17 protein-coding genes and 2 pseudogenes are annotated in these 20,326 nt (G+C 42.2%); 9 read left to right on the top strand and 10 right to left on the bottom strand.

The window, feature by feature from the left end:
• Nucleotides 1-100: 100 nt before the first annotated feature.
• Entirely contained in the window at nt 101-922 is an 822-nt protein-coding gene (locus EFK13_RS01480) for a hypothetical protein (protein WP_129506855.1), read from the top strand.
• A 105-nt stretch (nt 923-1,027) separates the two neighbouring features.
• Here EFK13_RS01480 and EFK13_RS01475 read toward each other — a convergent pair whose 3' ends face one another.
• From EFK13_RS01475 to EFK13_RS01465, 3 genes are all read right to left on the bottom strand, one after another.
• Complete coding sequence (locus EFK13_RS01475) at nt 1,028-2,881, bottom strand: LysM peptidoglycan-binding domain-containing protein (RefSeq protein ID WP_248894264.1); 1,854 nt, start codon at nt 2,879-2,881, stop codon at nt 1,028-1,030.
• 308 nt (nt 2,882-3,189) lie between these two features.
• Entirely contained in the window at nt 3,190-3,465 is a 276-nt protein-coding gene (locus tag EFK13_RS01470) for a phage holin (protein WP_240034928.1), read from the bottom strand.
• A 171-nt stretch (nt 3,466-3,636) separates the two neighbouring features.
• Entirely contained in the window at nt 3,637-4,068 is a 432-nt protein-coding gene (locus EFK13_RS01465; protein ID WP_129506857.1) for a transcriptional regulator, read from the bottom strand.
• A 654-nt stretch (nt 4,069-4,722) separates the two neighbouring features.
• Here EFK13_RS01465 and EFK13_RS01460 point away from each other — a divergent pair.
• The 4 genes and pseudogenes from EFK13_RS01460 to EFK13_RS01445 all read left to right on the top strand — a co-directional run.
• Nucleotides 4,723-5,016: pseudogene (locus tag EFK13_RS01460) on the top strand (helix-turn-helix transcriptional regulator); the annotation flags it as partial.
• Entirely contained in the window at nt 5,013-5,933 is a 921-nt protein-coding gene (locus EFK13_RS01455) for a DMT family transporter (protein ID WP_129506858.1), read from the top strand. The pseudogene EFK13_RS01460 and the gene EFK13_RS01455, both read left to right, overlap by 4 nt.
• 73 nt (nt 5,934-6,006) lie before the next feature.
• Nucleotides 6,007-8,187, top strand: a complete 2,181-nt coding sequence (locus tag EFK13_RS01450) for a glycoside hydrolase domain-containing protein (protein ID WP_129506859.1) — start codon at nt 6,007-6,009, stop codon at nt 8,185-8,187.
• Between the two features lie 63 nt (nt 8,188-8,250).
• The gene (locus EFK13_RS01445; protein ID WP_129506860.1) at nt 8,251-8,679 is read left to right on the top strand and encodes a hypothetical protein; all 429 of its coding nucleotides are present in this window, start codon (nt 8,251-8,253) and stop codon (nt 8,677-8,679) included.
• Between the two features lie 30 nt (nt 8,680-8,709).
• Here EFK13_RS01445 and EFK13_RS01440 read toward each other — a convergent pair whose 3' ends face one another.
• The 3 genes from EFK13_RS01440 to EFK13_RS01430 all read right to left on the bottom strand — a co-directional run bounded on the left by EFK13_RS01440 (nt 8,710) and on the right by EFK13_RS01430 (nt 11,217).
• Nucleotides 8,710-9,963, bottom strand: coding sequence for an MFS transporter (locus EFK13_RS01440; RefSeq protein ID WP_129506925.1), 1,254 nt, complete (start codon nt 9,961-9,963; stop codon nt 8,710-8,712).
• On the bottom strand, nt 9,960-10,877 hold the full coding sequence (locus EFK13_RS01435) for a bifunctional helix-turn-helix transcriptional regulator/GNAT family N-acetyltransferase (protein WP_129506924.1): 918 nt from the start codon (nt 10,875-10,877) through the stop codon (nt 9,960-9,962). The genes EFK13_RS01440 and EFK13_RS01435 overlap by 4 nt, the downstream gene beginning before the upstream one ends.
• A gap of 91 nt (nt 10,878-10,968) precedes the next feature.
• The gene (locus EFK13_RS01430; protein ID WP_129506861.1) at nt 10,969-11,217 is read right to left on the bottom strand and encodes a YbeF family protein; all 249 of its coding nucleotides are present in this window, start codon (nt 11,215-11,217) and stop codon (nt 10,969-10,971) included.
• A gap of 290 nt (nt 11,218-11,507) precedes the next feature.
• Between EFK13_RS01430 and glpT the strand changes: the two genes are divergently transcribed.
• Nucleotides 11,508-12,842 carry a glycerol-3-phosphate transporter gene (gene glpT, locus EFK13_RS01425; protein ID WP_129506862.1) on the top strand — a complete coding sequence of 445 codons (1,335 nt, stop codon included), beginning with the start codon at nt 11,508-11,510 and terminating at the stop codon, nt 12,840-12,842.
• A gap of 91 nt (nt 12,843-12,933) precedes the next feature.
• Nucleotides 12,934-13,824 carry a glycerophosphodiester phosphodiesterase gene (locus EFK13_RS01420; RefSeq protein ID WP_129506863.1) on the top strand — a complete coding sequence of 297 codons (891 nt, stop codon included), beginning with the start codon at nt 12,934-12,936 and terminating at the stop codon, nt 13,822-13,824.
• Nucleotides 13,825-13,848: 24 nt separating this feature from the next.
• Here the strand turns inward: EFK13_RS01420 and EFK13_RS01415 are convergent, their stop codons facing one another.
• Entirely contained in the window at nt 13,849-15,477 is a 1,629-nt protein-coding gene (locus EFK13_RS01415) for a Na/Pi cotransporter family protein (RefSeq protein WP_193554149.1), read from the bottom strand.
• A gap of 211 nt (nt 15,478-15,688) precedes the next feature.
• Entirely contained in the window at nt 15,689-17,308 is a 1,620-nt protein-coding gene (aimA, locus tag EFK13_RS01410) for a glutamate/serine transporter AimA (RefSeq protein WP_129506865.1), read from the bottom strand.
• Between the two features lie 268 nt (nt 17,309-17,576).
• Here aimA and EFK13_RS01405 point away from each other — a divergent pair, with 268 nt between their 5' ends.
• Nucleotides 17,577-17,837, top strand: coding sequence for a hypothetical protein (locus tag EFK13_RS01405; protein WP_024715606.1), 261 nt, complete (start codon nt 17,577-17,579; stop codon nt 17,835-17,837).
• A 39-nt stretch (nt 17,838-17,876) separates the two neighbouring features.
• Here EFK13_RS01405 and cypC read toward each other — a convergent pair whose 3' ends face one another.
• Complete coding sequence (cypC, locus tag EFK13_RS01400; RefSeq protein ID WP_129506866.1) at nt 17,877-19,130, bottom strand: CYP152 family fatty-acid peroxygenase CypC; 1,254 nt, start codon at nt 19,128-19,130, stop codon at nt 17,877-17,879.
• A gap of 172 nt (nt 19,131-19,302) precedes the next feature.
• Between cypC and EFK13_RS01395 the strand changes: the two are divergent.
• Nucleotides 19,303-20,094: pseudogene (locus EFK13_RS01395) on the top strand (penicillin-binding transpeptidase domain-containing protein).
• A 31-nt stretch (nt 20,095-20,125) separates the two neighbouring features.
• Here the strand turns inward: EFK13_RS01395 and EFK13_RS01390 are convergent.
• On the bottom strand, nt 20,126-20,317 hold the full coding sequence (locus EFK13_RS01390; RefSeq protein ID WP_129506867.1) for a YbxH family protein: 192 nt from the start codon (nt 20,315-20,317) through the stop codon (nt 20,126-20,128).
• Between the last annotated feature and the right edge of the window lie 9 nt (nt 20,318-20,326).

Raw genomic sequence — 20,326 nt, 5'->3', positions numbered from 1 at the left:
CCTTAGTTGCTGAACTCCAACGCACACTCTTTAAGGTTCATAGATTCTTGACATATATTCCCTATATGGTATGTTGTTGATTGAAGGAGAGGGTAAAGTAATGAAGAAATTTAAAAAGATATTTTATTTTAATGTTGCCTTGCTGCTACTTGTCTTATTGCTCTCTGCATGTTCAGGTAGTAAGAAAGAAGAATCAAAAAATGATAGTGATTCTTCTTTACATTCTGTAGAAAATAATGATGAGACTGAAGATAGTAGTCAAATAGGTAAGGAAGAATCGGAGTCAACAAGTTCAAAAGAGTCTGTAACAAAAGATTCTGATGAAAATTCTTCAAAAGAATCTGTAACAAAAGATTCTGATGAAAATTCTTCAAAAGAGTCTGTAACAAAAGATTCTGATGAAAATTCTTCAAAAGAGTCTGTAACAAAAGATTCTGATGAAAATTCTTCAAAAGAATCCTCAACGGATGAATCAAAAGAAACATCTTCAGAAGCAGGAAGAAATGAAGGGAAAGGCGAAAATGACAATGTACTGGGGGAATATTCTTCCGATAAAATCGAATATGCCCGAGTTTGGCTGCAGCTTGGTTCAAATCAAGAAATAGATGAATTGAATGTTCGCCATATTTCAGCCGGCGAACCGATCAATCCTAATGATGACACCAGCGCCACCTATCCAGAAGATGTGATCCAGTTGGCAGGTTCTCGGTTAGTGGATGGATCTGTAACTTACAGCGGCAATGGGGATGGCACGATTAATGTATACAATGTTCCTTTACGCTGGGATTCCGCTGATAATTTAGATAAAGGTGTAATGAAGAAAGAGACTGAGAATATTAGAAAAAACACAAAAAAAGTGTACGTTGATACAGGCGACGATAAAAAAATTAAGCGATTCATTGATAAAATGGTTATTCATTAAGCAGTAATCGTAATATCGAAACAAGAAATTCTATACATTTCCAAAAGGGGCAGTTCGTTCATACATTGAACTGCCCCTCTGTTAAGTACTATTTTATGCTATTAATTAGAATACTCTAATACATCTATTGTAATACATTCTACGATCTTCTAACCCATTGTAACCACCATTAACCCTTCGTGTTACTGCTTCAACTGATGGATTAGTGTCACATAATGCATTCATATTGTTTGAATGCCACCAAAAACCAGCACTAGTCCATGGATAATTATCAGCTACATAATCAACACCTAGACTTATAATTTTGGGATCACCAATTGCGTTGGAAAACCGTGTGTAGTTATAACGCCCTGTTAATTGAATATAACCTGCTCCTTTAAACTTTGGACCATCACCTGGTTGAGTGTTGCCTAAATCTGTGCGGCCCTCGTATGCTTTGCCAGATGCCAATTCTTTTCTCCATCGACCTGCTCCGGATTCATGACTACATTGGCTAATAAAATGGCAAAGTCTAGATCTAGTTGTGATGTTGTATCTCTCTAAGCAATTATTCAAATCTTCCAACATAGCTTTTGAAATATACGAGCTTGACCATCCGATTTGATTCAACTGGCTCTCGGTTACATAAGTTACAGATGCACCACCATCTCCTTTATCTGGAGTCGAGTCATTATCTTTTGTATCGTCGTCACTACCATTATCATAAACTTTCAATGTTTGACCGACTTGAATCTTATCTGGATTGCTAATGTTATTCAGTGATTGAATCTCTGACAATGTCATCCCAAATCGTTGAGCGATACTTCCTAAATTATCACCAGATTTAACAATATAAGTGGTTGTTTTACGTGTGGAACCACCATTATCTGAATCATTGCCACTAGCGTAAACTTTCAATATTTGACCGACTTGAATCTTATCTGGATTGCTAATGTTATTCAGTGTTTGAATCTCTGACAATGTCATTCCAAATCGTTGAGCAATACTTCCTAAATTATCACCAGATTTAACAGTATAAGTGGTTGTTTTACGTGTGGAACCACCATTATCTGAATCATTGCCACTAGCGTAAACTTTCAATGTTTGACCGACTTGAATCTTATCTGGATTGCTAATGTTATTCAGTGTTTGAATCTCTGACAATGTCATTCCAAATCGTTGAGCAATACTTCCTAAATTATCACCAGATTTAACAGTATAAGTGGTTGTTTTACGTGTGGAACCACCATTATCTGAATCATTGCCACTAGCGTAAACTTTCAATGTTTGACCGACTTGAATCTTATCTGGATTGCTAATGTTATTCAGTGTTTGAATCTCTGACAATGTCATCCCAAATCGTTGAGCGATACTTCCTAAATTATCACCAGATTTAACAGTATAAGTGGTTGTTTTACGTGTGGAACCACCATTATCTGAATCATTGCCACTAGCGTAAACTTTCAATGTTTGACCGACTTGAATCTTATCTGGATTGCTAATGTTATTCAGTGATTGAATCTCTGACAATGTCATTCCAAATCGTTGAGCGATACTTCCTAAATTATCACCAGATTTAACAGTATAAGTGGTTGTTTTACGTGTGGAACCACCATTATCTGAATCATTGCCACTAGCGTAAACTTTCAATGTTTGACCGACTTGAATCTTATCTGGATTGCTAATGTTATTCAGTGATTGAATCTCTGACAATGTCATCCCAAATCGTTGAGCGATACTTCCTAAATTATCACCAGATTTAACAGTATAAGTGGTTGTTTTACGTGTGGAACCACCATTATCTGAATCATTGCCACTAGCGTAAACTTTCAATATTTGACCGACTTGAATCTTATCTGGATTGCTAATGTTATTCAGTGATTGAATCTCTGACAATGTCATTCCAAATCGTTGAGCGATACTTCCTAAATTATCACCAGATTTAACAGTATAAGTGGTTGTAGAATATGTTGTTGCCATAATAGACCTCCATTTTTTTTAGTCCTCATGAGGAAGAGTACATAATTATCATAAATCTAGAATGAAGTTTAGGAGTATTCATTATGTAAGCTAAAAATCCTAAAAAAATAAGAAAAAGAACCTAAAAAAACATTTTAACTTAGGTCCCCAGACACACACACAGGTTGAATGAATAATTTCCTGCCTTTAAATAGCTAATGGATACTCTTTAGTAGCTCTGTCAAATATGATACGTATTCTCTACCAATGAGCAAAGCCATAATAATTGGGAGAAATATTCACTTTAAAGATATAAAGAAAAAGCTCCCCTATTTAGGAGAGCTACAGGTCTTATGTTTATTTTTTTTGACTTTAGTTAAATTTTTCTCCGCCAATAATTGTTTTTGTGAGTGCCCCTTTTTTGTAACATAATTATTTTTATACCATGCTATCACTGCCGCTATAGCGGTAAATACCATAGATACAAATTGCTCTAATTGTTCATTATCTAAAGGGAGAGGTGACTTGTTATATATTGCAAGTGATTGATTTATAATTGCTATAATCAAGACAATCGTTCTAACAAATGTTCCTTTATCCATCATCAAATCTCCTTTACTGTGATATTGCTTAATTATCGGGGTTTCTTTCTAAAAATATAATAATAGATTACTTTAAAGAAAAAGGTAGAAGTATTTTTGTATATTTAGTTATACTTCTATCTTCAACTTTAAAGACTTTATGTACAAATTTGGTTGTGCTCAACTCCTCAAGTTTTACATATAAACTACGCTTCCTAAGCTGATCAATAATTTATCCATTACTTGATTACGTATTACAAAAAGTGCTTTATCACTATAACCAATCTCTAGCGCACTTTTTTCGATAGTCCAATTCTTGAAATAACGGTATTGAACAAATTTATACTCTAGTTCTGTTAATTCTGATAATGAGATATCGATTGAATCTTTAACAAGTTTGATATGCTGCAACTCGCTGGCGAGCTTATCTACAGATTCTTGAAACTCACAGTCTTCATCGACGCTTTCCTTAAAGATTTCAATGTTATCATTTGTAGCTATGAATTCAAGTTGTTTACTTAGATTAAGGATGGCAACTTTGTAATTATTGTAGTTCTTTAAGTGCTTCTCAATATTCTTCACCAGTTTTTTTCTTTTAGGTTTACTAATTTCTTGAAGTGTATACATATGCAATCACCTTTCTTTTCCTAGAAAAAATCGAACTCACGTTCCACATTTTGATTAATTGTACTCAAAAGCGTTTGGTATGAAAAAAACAAGGAATTTTTGTTAAAAGAAACCTACTTTCATCCTTTCATTCGTTTTTAGATTTATCCCTATATACCTATTTTAATTGTAAAAAATTCTTTCATCTCTAATATTTGTAACCTCATTCTGGCTGAAAACTCTAAAAATAATCCAAATGTTTATTTTTCGTAAACAAAAGACCTAAAGAATTGAAAAAAACCTATAAAGGCTCTTTCGTGAGACAAATCTATTCCATCAGGACTTTTTATAGATAGTGCATCTCAACAGCCTGCATTCACTCTCTATGAAAAATGAAACTCAGTTATTATTCGGCTTTCGACAAACCTTTGAAGAAGAAAAACTGTAATCAAACATACGGAACTTTTACAGTTCACCTCTTTCTATGGGCTAGAAATCATGAATGAATATATGTACTTTCAAGGAGTCAATTTGGCTGAATTGATTAAAATTGTTAACAGGACTCTGATGACGGAAGTGTGAGAAACTCACATAAAGAGAAAAAGATGGGGGTTTTTAGTCTGTCCGCTACCAGGAAAGACTAATCTTCATTCAAAATAGATTATTGACCAGATAAAGCATTATGCCGAAAACGTCACGCTCAAAGATTTGAGTGAATTAACAGGCTGGAGCAAGTATCATTTACTGCGTTCATTTACAAAACAAAAAGGAATTACGCCTAATAGTTATCTGGAGACAATTCGGATTAATCAAGCGAAAAAACTCCTGGAACAAGGGGTAAGACCGATCGACGCGGCATTTCAGACGGGATTCAGCGATCAAAGCCATATGACGAAGTTTTTCAAACGGCAGGTGGGGCTGACGCCGAAGCAATACATGAAGATTTTTGAAAAGGAGCTTCAGAGATGAGCATACAAAGGGAAACATCCGGGCATACCGCAGCCATTGTGACCATTCTGATTTGGGGGACGACCTTTATTTCGACAAAGGTACTGCTGGCCGACTTTACGCCAATGGACATATTATTTTACCGATTTTTGATAGGCTTTATTGCACTTATTCTCGTACGCCCCAAAATGATTCCATTCAAAAACTGGCGGCAGGAACTGTTATTTGCCGGGGCCGGTTTATTCGGCGTAACCTTATACTTCCTATTAGAAAATATGGCTCTCACCTATACATACGCATCTAACGTCGGCATGATTGTGTCCATTATCCCGATGATTACTGCTATACTGGCTCACTTTCTGCTTGAAGGCGAAAAACTGCGGCTGACTTTTTTCATTGGATTTGGGCCGGCACTGATCGGGCTTTTAATGATTACGTTCAACGGCAATGTCGTTCTGCGGCTGAATCCATTCGGAGACATCTTGGCAGCCGGGGCCGCTCTCTTGTTTGGAGGCTACTCGATTTTCATGAAAAAATTAAGCGCTTACGATTATCACATCATCGAGCTGACACAGAGAGTGTTTTTGTACGGTTTGTTGTTTATGGTTCCCGCTTTATTTTTGTTCGACTTCCATTTGGACCTAAGCCGATTTTCGTCCGCTTCAAACGTACTCAATATGCTTTTCCTCGGCATCGGTGCTTCCGCTCTATGCTTTGCCACATGGAATTACTCAGTCGCTGTGCTCGGCGCCGTCAAATCCAGCGCCTATATTTACATGGTCCCGGTCATCACAATCGCTGCTTCCATTCTGATCCTGCATGAAAAGATGACATGGATTGCTCTTCTAGGCGGTGCACTTACGCTTTTAGGACTATACATTTCAGAGCTGAAACCGAAAGCGAAGCTGATGGAGAACGGGTTTAACATGGATGCTTAACGGCATCTATTTTTTATTTTGTCCTACGTTTGCCACCTATAAATGAACGCGATCTAATAAAGGAGGAAACGAAATGGTTGATGAAATGGTCTTAATCACACAGCAATGGCTGAACGAAACGTACAGCGGCAAACACGGTTATAACCCAGTAGAAGAAAGCGGGAAAACGGGGTGGGATACGATCTACGGTCTGACTCGTGCGCTTCAAATTGAACTGGGTATCTCGGAACCAGCCGATAATTTCGGGCCGACAACTCAGCGCCTATTTAAGCCTCTTAAACGCCAATCTCCAGATTCAGAACCAAGCAACATGAATTATATTTTACAGGGTGCTTTATGGTGCAAAGGCTTTAATCCCGGAGGTTTTACAGGCGTCTTTTATGAAAAAACAGAAAATGCGGTGAAGGAATTCCAGAAAGCGGCCGGACTGACAACACAGGATGGGATTGTCACTACGTTGATTATGAAAGCCCTATTGGACATGAGCGCTTTTAAGCTAGTGTCTGGAGGCGACTCAAGAATCCGGCAGATTCAACAAAACTTAAACCGGGACTACAATGACTACATCGGCTTAATGCCTTGTGACGGACTGTATGCCCGCGATACAAACAAAGCCCTTATTTATGCCCTGCAAAAAGAAGAAGGCATGAGCACAAGTGTTGCCAATGGATTTTTCGGAAACGGCACCACAAGTTTATGCCCTACTTTAACTCCGGGCGATTCAAGAACCGGCTTTGTTTTAATTGTTCAGTACGCTCTTTATTGCAACGGGAAATCATTCGACCCTGGTGCATTTGACGGCAAATATGGCGTTGGTGTTGTTTCAGCCGTTAAAGCATTTCAAGAGTTCATGTGCCTGCCGCAAACAGGTTATGCAGATATGCCGACCATTAAAGCTTTATTATCAAGCTCAGGAGACACAACACGCGCCGCTACTGCTTGTGACACTGCTACAATTATAACGGCAGAAAAAGCTCAAACCCTGCGGAATAACGGTTATAAAACGGTTGGCAGATATTTGACCGGGAATGTGCGGACAAGCAACGGCCTTACTTCAAAAGCTATGACGTCTGAAGAACTATCAGTTATTTTTGATGCGGGATTAAAGGTCTTTCCGATTTATCAAGACGGCGGCTATGAATCTTCATATTTTGTCAAAGACCAAGGTACAAGAGATGCATATAGCGCTGCTTCTGCGGCTCGAAGATTAGGTTTCCCATCAGGCACGACCATTTATTTTGCCGTCGATTTTGATGCCTACGATTACGAAGTGACCGATAAAATCATCCCTTATTTCCAAGAGATTAAGTCAGCATTTACTAAAATGCAGACATTTTCAACCGCACCTAAGTATGAAATAGGGGTTTACGGACCGAGAAACATTTGTATCCGCACATCAGAAGCAGGACTGACAAAATATAGTTTTGTTGCAAATATGTCAACTGGATTTAGCGGCAATCTCGGCTATCCGATGCCAAACAACTGGGCCTTTGATCAATTTTATGAGGGAACAATCGGAAGCGGTTCTGGAAGCATTGGGATTGATAAAGACGGCTTTTCAGGAAGAGACTCAGGCACAGGCCATGTAAATCCGCCGTCTGATCCGGTATATGATGCAAGACTGCGTACACTGACAGACATTTTATCTACCATTCCGGCTTTAGAAAATCTATCAAGTCTTGCGAACGCTATGTTTGAATTTGATACGACAGAAACCATTTTTACATCACCTGAGTTGGATATCATTCTATCCACTTCACTACTGGCAACCATACCAAGTGAAGGATCACCAAATACGATTACCATTACAAATGGTAAACCAGGTGCCTATATCACAGGTTTATTGGGCGACACACAAACGTCTCTCACTGCATCACAAATCGACTCTTACCAAAACCTACTAAACAGTCTTAGCTTATCAGTACGCAATGGTTATTTGGAGGTTTATGTAAATCCAACTTTTGAATCTTTAAACATTCAAATTAAAATTTATACCCCTGATATTCCAGTAGGTGACAGTGCAACAACTGGACTTACGACTACGATTACGTTTAAAATAAAACAGAAGCACTTTAGATTACCAGATACTGAGGAAGTATATTCACCAGATTGGAATACTATTGTCAACAACATGGTTGTGGCAGGTACAGGTATCTTGATTGTTGCTGGTATCGGTGCTTTAGTATTAACGGTAGGCCCTGAAATGGGAGCTGCTGCAGTACTCTTCCGTACATTTCTAGCACTTTTTAAATAATACTGTATCTCCATGAGTCCTTTAGGATTCATGGAGTTCTTCTTAAAAAAAGGGGGATACTGTATGAAAAGTAATATACAAAAGTATCAGGAAATCACAAAGAAAATAGAAACCGAGTTGCATCCAATCGGCCAAAATGATAATGATTTACTTTCTTACTTTATGAAACAAGACTCTTTCACACTCAACCAAATGAAAGTGTGCTTAACCGAACCGCAACTCACATTCAAACACACCGTCAAAATCGTTTGTTTCGTGACATTTGTAACTTTATATATTTATTTTTTCAGCACTCGTTTTAATGAAATAATACAATTATCTGTACAAATGTTTTTTGCCTTGATCGGCCTTTGTTGGGTTTTTACTGTTTTCCCGTTTTCTAGAAAAGTTCAAATCTCCCAGAACTTCAAACAAAAATCCGAAAACGCACGCATTGTCGGAATGATCGACTTCGTATTAGAACAAAAATACAAAAAAAGCATCTCTGAATAATCACGAATTCAGAGATGCCTTCCCTCCGCTTCATCCCTTCTCCACCACAGCCGCATTATCAAGCATAACCGCCGCAGGCTCCCTCAGCATCACATTCATCACACTCGCCAGCACAAGCATCCCAATCGACAAATAAAAAGCCAGTGTATACTCACCTGTTATCGTATAGATGACACCAGGCACATACGCGCCGAGTGCTGAGCCGATTTGATGGGCGAGCGACAGCCAGCCGATCATGAGGCCGATCGAGTAGTTTTGGAAGTATTGGGTGGCGAGCATTTGTGTCGGCGCTACCGTTGCGAAGTCCACCAACCCAAACAGAATCGCAAAAGCTAAAAGCAAATAGGGCTCGTGGCTGTAAATGAGAATCACGATCGACAGCGCGCGCACCGCATATAAAAAGCACAGGATTTTCCGGCTGCTCCACCGGTCCGCTACAATTCCGGACAGTAAGATGCCAGCGATATTAAATCCGGCAAGCAGACTGACAGCTGCACTTGTGACTGTCGTTGAAAAGCCGTGATCGTGAGAAAACGGAATCAAATGAGTATCCATCAGCCCCACGGTCGTAAATCCACAGATCAAAAACGGCAACATCAAAAACCAGAATGGCTTCATGCGAAACATCCCCATCACTGAAAGAGCTGTTGCTTTAGGTGCTGTTTCTTTTTCTGAATCAGCCTGCCCGCCTATCGGCTCTGCATTCTTTTCTGAAGGATTGTTCCGCAGCATCAGCAGTGCAGCCGGAAAGACAATCACTATCAACAGCAGCCCCAACACCACAACCGTCAGCTTCCAGCTAAACCAATGGATCAGCATGAGTGAGCCGGGAACGAGAAGCATTTGCCCCGCTCCAAAGCCTGCTTCCATGATCCCAAAGGCTAGTCCCCGCTTTTTGCTGAACCAATTGACGACCAATACACTTGCGGCCACATTCGATGCGCCGCCCACTCCAAGCGAGACACCCAGCCCGTAAAGCAAAAACAGATGCCAAGGCGAAGTGACAAAATACGTTAGAAAAATACTGACTCCTGTCAGCAGCGCGCTCCATGACAAGACTGCCCGGGCACCCCATTTGTCCACAAGCCGCCCAACGATAGGCTGTGATATGCCATAAACAATAAAACTCATCGTAGAAATCAGCGAGATGGTGCCTCGATCCATTGAAAATTGCTGCTCCCACGGCTCCACAAATGCACCAAACGACAGACGCACTCCCTGAACGGCCAATAAAATCAAAAAGGTGACGGAAACAATGATCCAAGCATAGTGCAGTCTTTTCATGACAGCTCCAAATCCCATCGTTCTTCCGTCAGACGCTGTCCCCATAATGGCGCTTCTTTTTTCACTTCACTTATCGTGAATCCAAATTTTTCGTAGAGCGGACGAGCCTCAGCCATGGTGCTCACCGTCCAAAGAAAAACGCGTTCAAACTTCATGTCACGGCAGTATGCGAGTAGATGCTCAAGCAATTGAGTGCCGAGCCCCCTGCCTCTAAAAGCGGCATCAACCAGAAACCATCTGAGCTGCACTGTCTTTTCATCATGTTTGACCAACCCTACAGAGCCGGCAAATTTCCCGCCGCTTTCCGCAATCCATATGTTTTCGATTTCCGCATCAAATGTCTCCTGAAGATAAGCTAAAAACGTGTCGTCCCAGTCATGAGCCTCCGCATAAAACTGTCTCTGTTTTTCGATGAGAAGCTGAAGATCATCCGAAAGAAAGTAATCCCTAATCGATATGTCTGATGTTCTGGAAGAAAGCGACTGTGAAAGGATCGCTTCAATTTCTGCCATCGCTTCCGCAAGCTTGTGCTGGTCTTTTTGGTCAATTTCCTTCAGCATCAGTTCCACTTGTTCGTTGGCTTTCTCCTCCAGCTTTTTATAAATTGTTTTTCCTGTTTCCGTGACATAAATATAATGATGGCGGGCGTCATCTTTGCTCTTCTGTTTATAGATTAAATTTTCTTTTTCAAACTGTTTCAAAATCCTGCTGACATATCCCCGGTCAAGCCCAAGCTTATCCTGAAGGGCCTTTGCAGTACAATTCGGCGTATTATAGATTTCAAATAAAAGCCGTGTTTCTGTTAAGGAAAACGGACTGTCGTAAATGTGCTCATTCAGGAAGCCAAGAACATTTGTGTAGAATCGATTGAACTTTCTGAATTTTAACCCTGCAGTTGATTCGCTGGTTTTCAAACTCATCCCCACTTTCTTATATCGTTGATTAAGTCAATTATAATCACATATAGTTGCCTTAGTCAACGATATGTTAGAAAGTGGGGCATTTTCACCTTCCAGAAGCTCTCCTTTTCCTGATCACAATCAATGTGATATAAGATAAAGCCAGTGAAACCAAGCTATAGACTACAGCCCATCCTAAAAATGACTTATTAAAAATGGTAAAGGTGAGCACTAGCGAAACGAGCAAGCTGAGTATCGGCATCAGATACACATTTTTACAAACACAAGTCCCAACAATTGACAATACCATAATCCCTAACGGTAAAATACCGAATGCGATATCTAATTCATCCACCTGCAACAGCCTCCCTCCAAATTTTTATGCTACTAACAAAAAAACATAACCGCAATAGTAAAAGGATAATATTCACAATTGGTTACCCTTTTAAAAATTACCCGTTTACATACAATCCAGACTATGATAATTTAAGAAAGCGCTATCATTATAAGTTAATAGCTTGGATGGAGATGAGGAGAGCCAGGAATCCACCCCCCTTTTCACAAGGGGGATTTTCTGGCTCTTTTTGTTTTTCAGAAAGGAGGCACGCCACACATCCAGCATAAACAGCAAAGGGGGATGATTTGATGTTTCACATCTTTAAACCGGCTCCTCACATTGAGAGACTGGATGATTCAAAGACGGATGCGGCTTATAAACGGCTCAGGCTCCAAGTATTCATTGGCATATTCATCGGCTACGCAGGCTACTACCTGTTGCGGAAAAACTTCGCCTTTGCCATTCCTTATCTGCAGGAACAGGGGTTTTCAAAAACGGAACTAGGCTTGGTGCTGGCCGCTGTATCCATTGCGTACGGCTTCAGCAAATTCATCATGGGGATGGTGTCAGACCGCTGCAATCCGAGGTATTTTCTCGCGACAGGCCTATTTTTATCAGCTATCGTTAATATTCTCTTCGTCTCAATGCCTTGGGTGACTTCAAGCGTCACCATCATGTTTATTTTTATGTTTATCAACGGATGGTTTCAAGGAATGGGCTGGCCACCATGCGGCAGGACGATGGCCCACTGGTTTTCCATTAGTGAACGCGGCACAAAAATGTCGATTTGGAATGTCGCCCACAACATAGGCGGCGGTATTCTCGCTCCGCTTGTCACTCTTGGGATCGCGATGTTCGTGACCTGGAAAAGCGTGTTTTTCTTCCCAGCCATCATCGCCATCATCATTTCATTTTTGATTGTTTTATTGGTTCGCGATACCCCTCAATCCTGCGGACTCCCGCCAATTGAGGAGTATCGGAATGACTATCCAAAACACGCTTTTAAAAATCAGGAAAAAGAATTAACAACAAAAGAAATTCTTTTTCAATATGTGCTGAACAACAAATTTCTTTGGTACATCGCTTTTGCCAATGTATTTGTTTATTTCGTGCGATACGGCGTGGTTGACTGGGCGCCTACTTACTTAACAGAAGCCAAAGGCTTTTCTCCTGAAGATTCGCGCTGGTCGTATTTTCTTTACGAATACGCCGGCATACCTGGAACGATCTTGTGCGGATGGATCAGTGACCGATTCTTCAAAAGCCGCCGGGCACCGGCAGGCGTTTTGTTTATGGCGGGTGTTTTCATTGCCGTATTGGTGTACTGGCTGAATCCGGCCGGCAATCCGCTGGTAGACAACATCGCCCTGATCAGCATCGGCTTCTTAATCTACGGGCCTGTTATGCTCATCGGCCTGCAAGCGATTGATCTCGCGCCGAAAAAAGCAGCCGGAACTGCAGCCGGTTTGACTGGATTTTTCGGATACATCGGCGGATCTGCTTTCGCCAACGCCATTATGGGCTTTGTTGTTGACCGCTTTGATTGGAACGGCGGCTTTATCATGCTGGTCTCTTCCTGCATTCTTGCTATCGTCTTCTTAACGTTGACGTGGAACACAGGTAAACGGGCTGAGCACGTTTAAGAAAGAAACATAAAAGATTAATCATTTTCCAACACGCCGTTTACATCTGTTTTTTAACATGAAAGTCAGTTATTGATAAGGAGGAGAAATCATGCGGAAAAATAGAATACTAACCTTGGTTCTTCTGTCGCTGGGCTTACTCTCATTTATGGTGACGCCAGTGTCGGCAGCATCAAAAGGAAACCTGCTGTCACCTGACCGTATCCTGACGGTCGCGCACAGGGGGGCTTCCGGCTATGTGCCTGAGCACACGATCCTGTCTTACGAAACCGCTCAGAAAATGAAAGCAGATTATATTGAGTTGGATCTGCAAATGACAAAAGACGGAAAATTGATTGTCATGCACGATGAAAAACTGGACCGCACCACAAATGGAACGGGCTGGGTGAAAGACCATACGCTCACGGACATTAAGAAGCTTGACGCCGGCTCTTGGTTTAATGAAGCCTATCCGGAAAAAGCAAAGCCGCAGTACGCCGGCCTTAAAGTTCCTACATTAGATGAAGTATTAGACCGTTTCGGGAAACGCGCAAACTACTACATTGAAACAAAATCGCCGGACACCTACCCGGGCATGGAAGAAAAACTGATCGCTTCTTTGCAGAAACATAAATTACTAGGCAAACATGCTAAGCACGGTCAAGTGATCATTCAATCATTCAGCAAAGAAAGCCTGGTAAAAGTCCATCAATTACAGCCAAATCTGCCGACCGTTCAATTGCTGGAAGCCAAACAAATGGCATCAATGACAGATGCTGCTTTGGAGGAAATCAAAACTTATGCTGTCGGCGCAGGCCCTGATTACAAAGCGCTGAATGCAGAAAACGTCAGCATGATCCGCAGCCACGGTCTGCTGCTCCATCCTTACACAGTCAATACAGAAGCAGATATGCGCCGCCTGCTTGACTGGGGAGTGACAGGCGTGTTCACAAACTATCCTGATGTCTTCCAGCACGTAAAAAAAGAGTACAAAAAAGCTTAGAATCCTAGGATTCTAAGCTTTTTCTTATTGATTTTCACCAATAACAGCTTCAGCGATATTCACCGCATGATCGCCGATACGCTCCAGGTTGCTGATCATATCGACAAAGACGATGCCTGCTTGTCCAGTGCACAGCCCTTCATTCAGACGGATAATATGCTTTTTGCGGAGCTTTCGTTCCATTTTGTCAATTTCATCTTCTTTTTCAATAACTTGTTCAGCTATCTTTACATCATTGTGGTGCAGAGCATCCATGGACGCCTTCACTGTAGAAATCGTCAAATCCATCATTTCCGTTAAATCAGCCATGGCAGATTCAGTGATAACCACACGATGCGCCTGTTGGTATTCAATCAGTTCAATCACATTTTCGAAGTGGTCTCCGATTCTTTCAATGTCTCTGACGGTATCCATCAGCATATGATGCTCCTCAGACTCGTGCTCTGAGAGAGAACTTGAAGAAAGCTCGATCAAATAATCGGTAATTTTCCGGTCCAGATTGTTAACCGCATCTTCTATCTGATAAGCATTCGCCGCGTGTTTTGTCTGTTTTGTCACTAGAAACTCTTTTGTAACTTCCAGCCCCTGCACCGCAAAGTTCCCCATTTGCAGCACTTCTTCTTTTGCTTGTCCGAGAGCAATAGATGGAGATTGCTCGATAAAAATCGGATCAAGGTGCGACTTGTATTCCACCATTGAATCCTTGCCCGGAATCAGCTTTGTTACGATCAAAGCCAATAGCCCAACAAAAGGAAGCTGTATAATCGTATTGGTTGTATTAAAGATTCCGTGTGCGAATGCAATCGTCATCTTCGGATCGAGCCCCATCGAAGTCTGGAGCAATAAGATTAGTGCGGTAAACGGTTTAAGCAATATCAGGAAAATCGCTGTTCCGATAAGGTTGAACAGCACATGCGTAGCCGCGGCACGTCTCGCTGCAACAGATGCGCCAAGAGACGCAAGCACCGCTGTGATCGTCGTCCCGATATTATCCCCGAATAACACCGGCAGCGCGCCGTTAATATCAATCAGCCCATCTGAAAATAAACCTTGCAGGATACCAATCGTGGCACTGGAGCTTTGCACGAGAACCGTAAACAAAGTCCCAATGACAACACCCAGAACCGGATTGGTGCTCATACTAACCGTTAAATCATGAAAGGCCTCAAGTGAACGGAGCGGTTTCATGCCGCCGCTCATTAGCTCCAGCCCATAAAACAATGCCCCGAACCCAAACACAATCTGGCCCGCATTTTGCACATGTTTATGTTTAAAGAAAAACAGTAAAAATCCGCCGACAGCAATAATCGGCAATGCATAGGCCCCTATGTCAATTCCAATAATAAACGCGGTAACCGTTGTTCCAATATTGGCTCCCATAATGACGCCAATGGCCTGGCGCAGCGTCATAAAGCCCGCACTGACAAGCCCTACAGTGATAACCGTTGTTCCGGAACTGCTCTGAATCAAAACCGTCACAATGATCCCCGCCAATACGCCCATCAGCGGATTGCTTGTAAAGCGGTCCAAAATATTTCTTAATCTATCTCCAGCCGATTTCTGAAGCCCGTCTCCCATGAACTTAATCCCAATCAGGAAAATACCAAGACCCCCGAGAAATTCGAACAGTAATGTTTGAATGTCAATCGCCAACATGTTCACCTCTGTTTAGACATTATTCAGCAAACTCTCTACGATTATGTTTCAAGTTCATATGATTGTAAATGAATCTCCAGACAAATTTACACTAACTTAACAATAGGCCTTTTAAGTCCAAATCACATTTACATTGGTGTAACATTTCGCGTGGGCAATGACCAAATCAGCACAAAAAACCTTGCGCACACAACGCAAGGTTTTTCATTTATTCTTTTCCGGCAGCAGCTTCTGACTGTCCGTTAAACAGCTGTGAATTAATCTCTTTCGCATCCTTTAAATATTCTGTCTGGTAGCCGCTCTTCAGCGCCCACACATAGAATACAAGTGATACAATCGCAATCAGAACCATATCCCAGCCGTAATGAATCACATTCAGGCCGCCGAATTTATCACTGCCCAAATAAGAAATAACCATCATAGCCAGCAGATAAAACACCATCCAGACGCCGGCTTTAAAGTTCCGGCCAAATCCTTTCCATTTCGCCTTCGCTTGATAATAGAAGTAAATCGGAAGGCCAATCAGGATGATAAAAAGAACTTGTCCTGTTAACGGCCAGCGGGCCCAATACAGCACGAGCGACGCAAAGATAAATCCAAGCGGCGCAATCACGTTTAAGCCTTTTAAACGAAGAGGCCTGTACAGGTCTTTCCCCGTCCGTCTCAATGTCATCACTGTAACCGGGCCGGTGATATAAGAAATTAACGTGGCGACAGATATGATTTCCGCTAACACGCCCCACCCTCTGAACAGGAATAAAAAGATGAACGAAACAATCAAGTTAAAAAACATCGCTTGGCGCGGAACGCCGTAAATCGGATGAAGCTTCCCGAATATACTCGGCATGTATTTATTTTTCTCCATTCCATAAATCATGCGGGACGTTGTCGCCGTATACGTAATCCCTGTTCCAGACGGTGACACAAATGCATCCGCATATAATACGATGACAAGCCAGTTAATATTCAGCGCAATCGCCAAATCAGCAAAAGGAGAATTGAAATTCAGATGGCTCCAGCCATGAGCGATATCAGAAGGATTCACAGCTCCGATAAAAGCTACTTGCAACAGCACATAAATCAATGTCGCGACGAACAGGGAGCCGACAACCGCGATTGGAATCGATTTCCCCGGATTTTTCGCTTCTCCCGCCATATTGATCGGGCTTTGGAAACCGTTAAACGCAAAGACGATACCGGAAGTTGCAACCGCCGTCAGCACACTCGCCCAGCCATTCGGCGCAATGCTTTGTCCGCTCGTAAAGTTTTCTCCGTGAAATCCGACAAACAGCAAAGCACCAATTGTCAGACCAGGAATAATGATTTTAAAAATCGTAATGAATGAATTCGCTTTGGAAAAAAGATTGACTGTCCAGTAGTTCAGCAGGAAATAAATGAGAAGCAATACAGAGGCAAACGCTAATCCTTCCCCAGTCAGCGTTCCGTTCTTCACCAAACCGCTTGTCCATTTCGCCCATTCCCAAGGCCACGAGCTCATATATTGAACAGAGGCCACCGCTTCAACCGGAATAACGGAAACAATCGCGATCCAGTTGGCCCAGCCTGCGATAAAACCGATAAACGAACCGTGTGAATATTGCGTATATTTCACCATCCCCCCGGCTTCAGGGAACATAGAACCCAATTCACTGTAAGAAAGAGCAATAAATAAAATAACGACCATTCCAATAATCCATGAAATGATAGCCGCTGGTCCCGCTATTTGGGCCGCACGCCAAGCCCCGAACAGCCAGCCTGAACCGATCATCGAACCGAGCCCGACCATCATGAGGGAAAACGTTCCCATTCTTCGATGCAATTGATTCATATCGTAAACACCTTTCATGTATGATGACATTTTCTTGCTAATTATATTATTATTCTGATTACTTTATTTTGTCAATATTTATCGAATTTTGGCTAAAAACAACAATAAAACAATGTATATTACCTTCCAATGCAGGGATAAAGTCACTAGTTTCTTCATTAATAAAATTAATTGTTAAAATCAACGATGAAAACACAAGAGGTTTAGCCATAACCAAAACGGGAATGATACAGGAAACACTACTCTTAAAATAGAAAGGAGTATCACCATGAAACAAAAGCTGTTACTTTCAGGTCTCGCTGTTTCAACCGTCGGCATCACTTCTTATCTATTAAAAGACCCGTCAAATCGCCAAAAAGCAAGAGAATTCATTCACAGCATGAAAATGAAAATGACCAAACAGCCAAGTATGGAATCGTTCCCGGTCGATAAAGCAGGACACCCGCATCCAGAAGATATCGAAGACAACAAAATGGTATCAGAAGGCTCAATGTACCCCGTCCAATACTATGATGAAAAAAAGAAGTAAACAAAAAGCTCTCTTCATAAAGAAGGGAGCTTTTTTGATTTACCTCTTCCGGCTGATGCCGCTCATCACAAAACCGCTTTCAGGCAATGACGGCATTCTGGCGAGACTGTAATGCAGCGATTGTTCCGGCACGTCGTATTCAATCTGATTGACGAGAAAATCCAAACTTGCTTTCATGACTTCAATCGTAATGCCTTCCCCTGGACAGCGATGCCCTTTTTCCGCGTGACCTCCGCCTTGAGGAATCAAATCAAACGGATTTTCCTCCCGCCCTTCAAATCGTTCCGGCCGAAATTCATCAGGGTTGTCCCATACGCGAGCGTCGTGATTGGTCCCATATACATCAAGCAGTACCGACGTGCCCTTCTTAAACTCACAGTTATTCCATTCAAAATCCTTTTTGACAAGCGCCCCCAAAAACGGTCCGAAGGGATAATATCTGCGGACCTCCTGCACAAACATTTCTCTTTCCCGGCTGCTTCCTGAACGCAGCCATTCCTTATACTTCGGATGCTCATGAAGCGCCAACGCTGAAAACGCAAGAAAGTAAGAAATGGCAACGATCGGCCGCAGTACATTAATCAGCTCGATGGCGGCCATCCGGGAATCAAGCTCGCTTCCATCTTCTTGTGTATGAAACGCCATTTCATGCAGCGCTGTTCCGGCAGGTGTTTTCAGCAGGCCGGCACGTACATCTTCAATCATTCGTTCAATCCACTCTTCCGCACGAGGCCTCGCTCTTCTACCCTTCCAATGCCGGGGCCCGACAGCACCGAACGCGTCGACCATATCAATAAAATCATCCGCTCTCTCTTTGACTTCCGTTTCCTTCAGCGGAACACCTGCCCAATAGCAAGCTACCCGGCATAAGATTTCTTTTGCTTCCTCAAATAACACAACCTGATCTGCCTTCTCCCATCTCGTGACCGCCGCTCCCCACTCCTCTGTCATCAGCTCAGCCAAACGCTTTTGATGCGGCGGCGTCATTAATGACAGAAAAAGCATCTTCCGATGGATATGCGCATCGCCATCCATCGTCTGAATCGCATTCACGCCAAACAGCGTTTTCTGCAACCGCTTCGGCAAAGCATGCTGCCGCTGAAACCGCTCCGTATCATAAAACAGCTTCGCCGCCTCGGCGCCGGTCATGCAAATAAATGTTTTTCCCAATAAACGTGCCTGAAACAGATCTGAGTGATAGCGCTCTGTCCTGTTTTTAACAAACAAATATCCTTCCTGCATCAGCGTCAGGCTGTTGTCGAGTCTTTTGTCATGTGGAATCTGCTCATTCATCCGCTTACCCTGCCTTCCTTTTTATCCTCTTTTTTCACGTTATCTTACGTATATAAACCCAATAACAGTATTTGTACACGGAACCAAATTTAAGCGCTTTTCGAGTGCTTTTTACAGGAAGAACAGAAAAATTAGTTGATCAAAACAAAGGGAGAACAAAAAGAAGAAATGAATATATGTTGTGCTTGCGCTGAGTATTGCAGGGATCGGCGGCTTTTCCGTCCACGCGTCATCATCTTCTCATGAAAAACACCTGAATATCAGCCGAATGAATGTCGATGACAAATTCAAGGATACGGACGGAACCTTCATCCTGCACGATATGCAAAAGGATAAAACATTTGTCTATCACAGAGATGAGCGAACAAAAGACAAACTCCTCAGTCCGCCTTTAAGGTCGTGAACGCCTTAATCGAGCTTCAGGTAAAAGCCGTTTGGGATGAATACGATGTCAAACGGCGGGACGGGGTCAAGCGTGAATTCGAATCATGGAACCGCGACCATACGCTTGGTTCTGCCATGCGCGACTCCGCCATCTGATATTACCAGGAATTAGCGAAAGATATCGGCGAGGAAAGAATGAAAACATGGCTTCACACTCTGTCATACGGCAACGGGGATATCAGCGGGGGAATCAACCAGTTTTGGCTGCAAAGCTCTCTGACAATATCTCCTCTGGATCAAGAAGCTTTTTTGGGAGAAGCTGCTTAAAAAGGAGCTTCCATTGGATAAATCAGTGATGAAAACCGTCAAGCGCATGATGATTCAAGAGGAAGGAGATCATTACACGCTCTATGGGAAAACCGGAACCCGGCTGACGGATATGCGATTAGGCGGGTTTGTCGGGTTCATCAAAACAGAACGTGGCTCGTATATTTTTGTCACCAATGTCGATGATTCAGGCACAAAAGCCAAAAACATTACAGTGAATATCTTGAAAAAATACGGCCTGATCACATCCTAAACAAAAGAAGCCCTGCGAAATGGGCAGGGCTCTAAATCTCATGTTCAAAACAATAATGATTCACAAGCTCTTCAATCAAATCGTGATCTGGATATTCCCCGTTAAATTCAAATTGGATGTCTTCCACAAATTCTCCGTGACGGTACACATGGATGGCTCCATTTTGACGGACGACGCTAAACTCCGGCTGAAATGTATATCCGCTTCGTTCAATTGCTCCCATTTCTTACCC

The sequence above is a fragment of the Bacillus cabrialesii genome, from assembly GCF_004124315.2.
Classification (GTDB): Bacteria; Bacillota; Bacilli; order Bacillales; family Bacillaceae; genus Bacillus; species Bacillus cabrialesii.
Note: the sequence above shows the minus strand (reverse complement) of the source record. Positions and strands in the feature narration are given on the sequence as shown.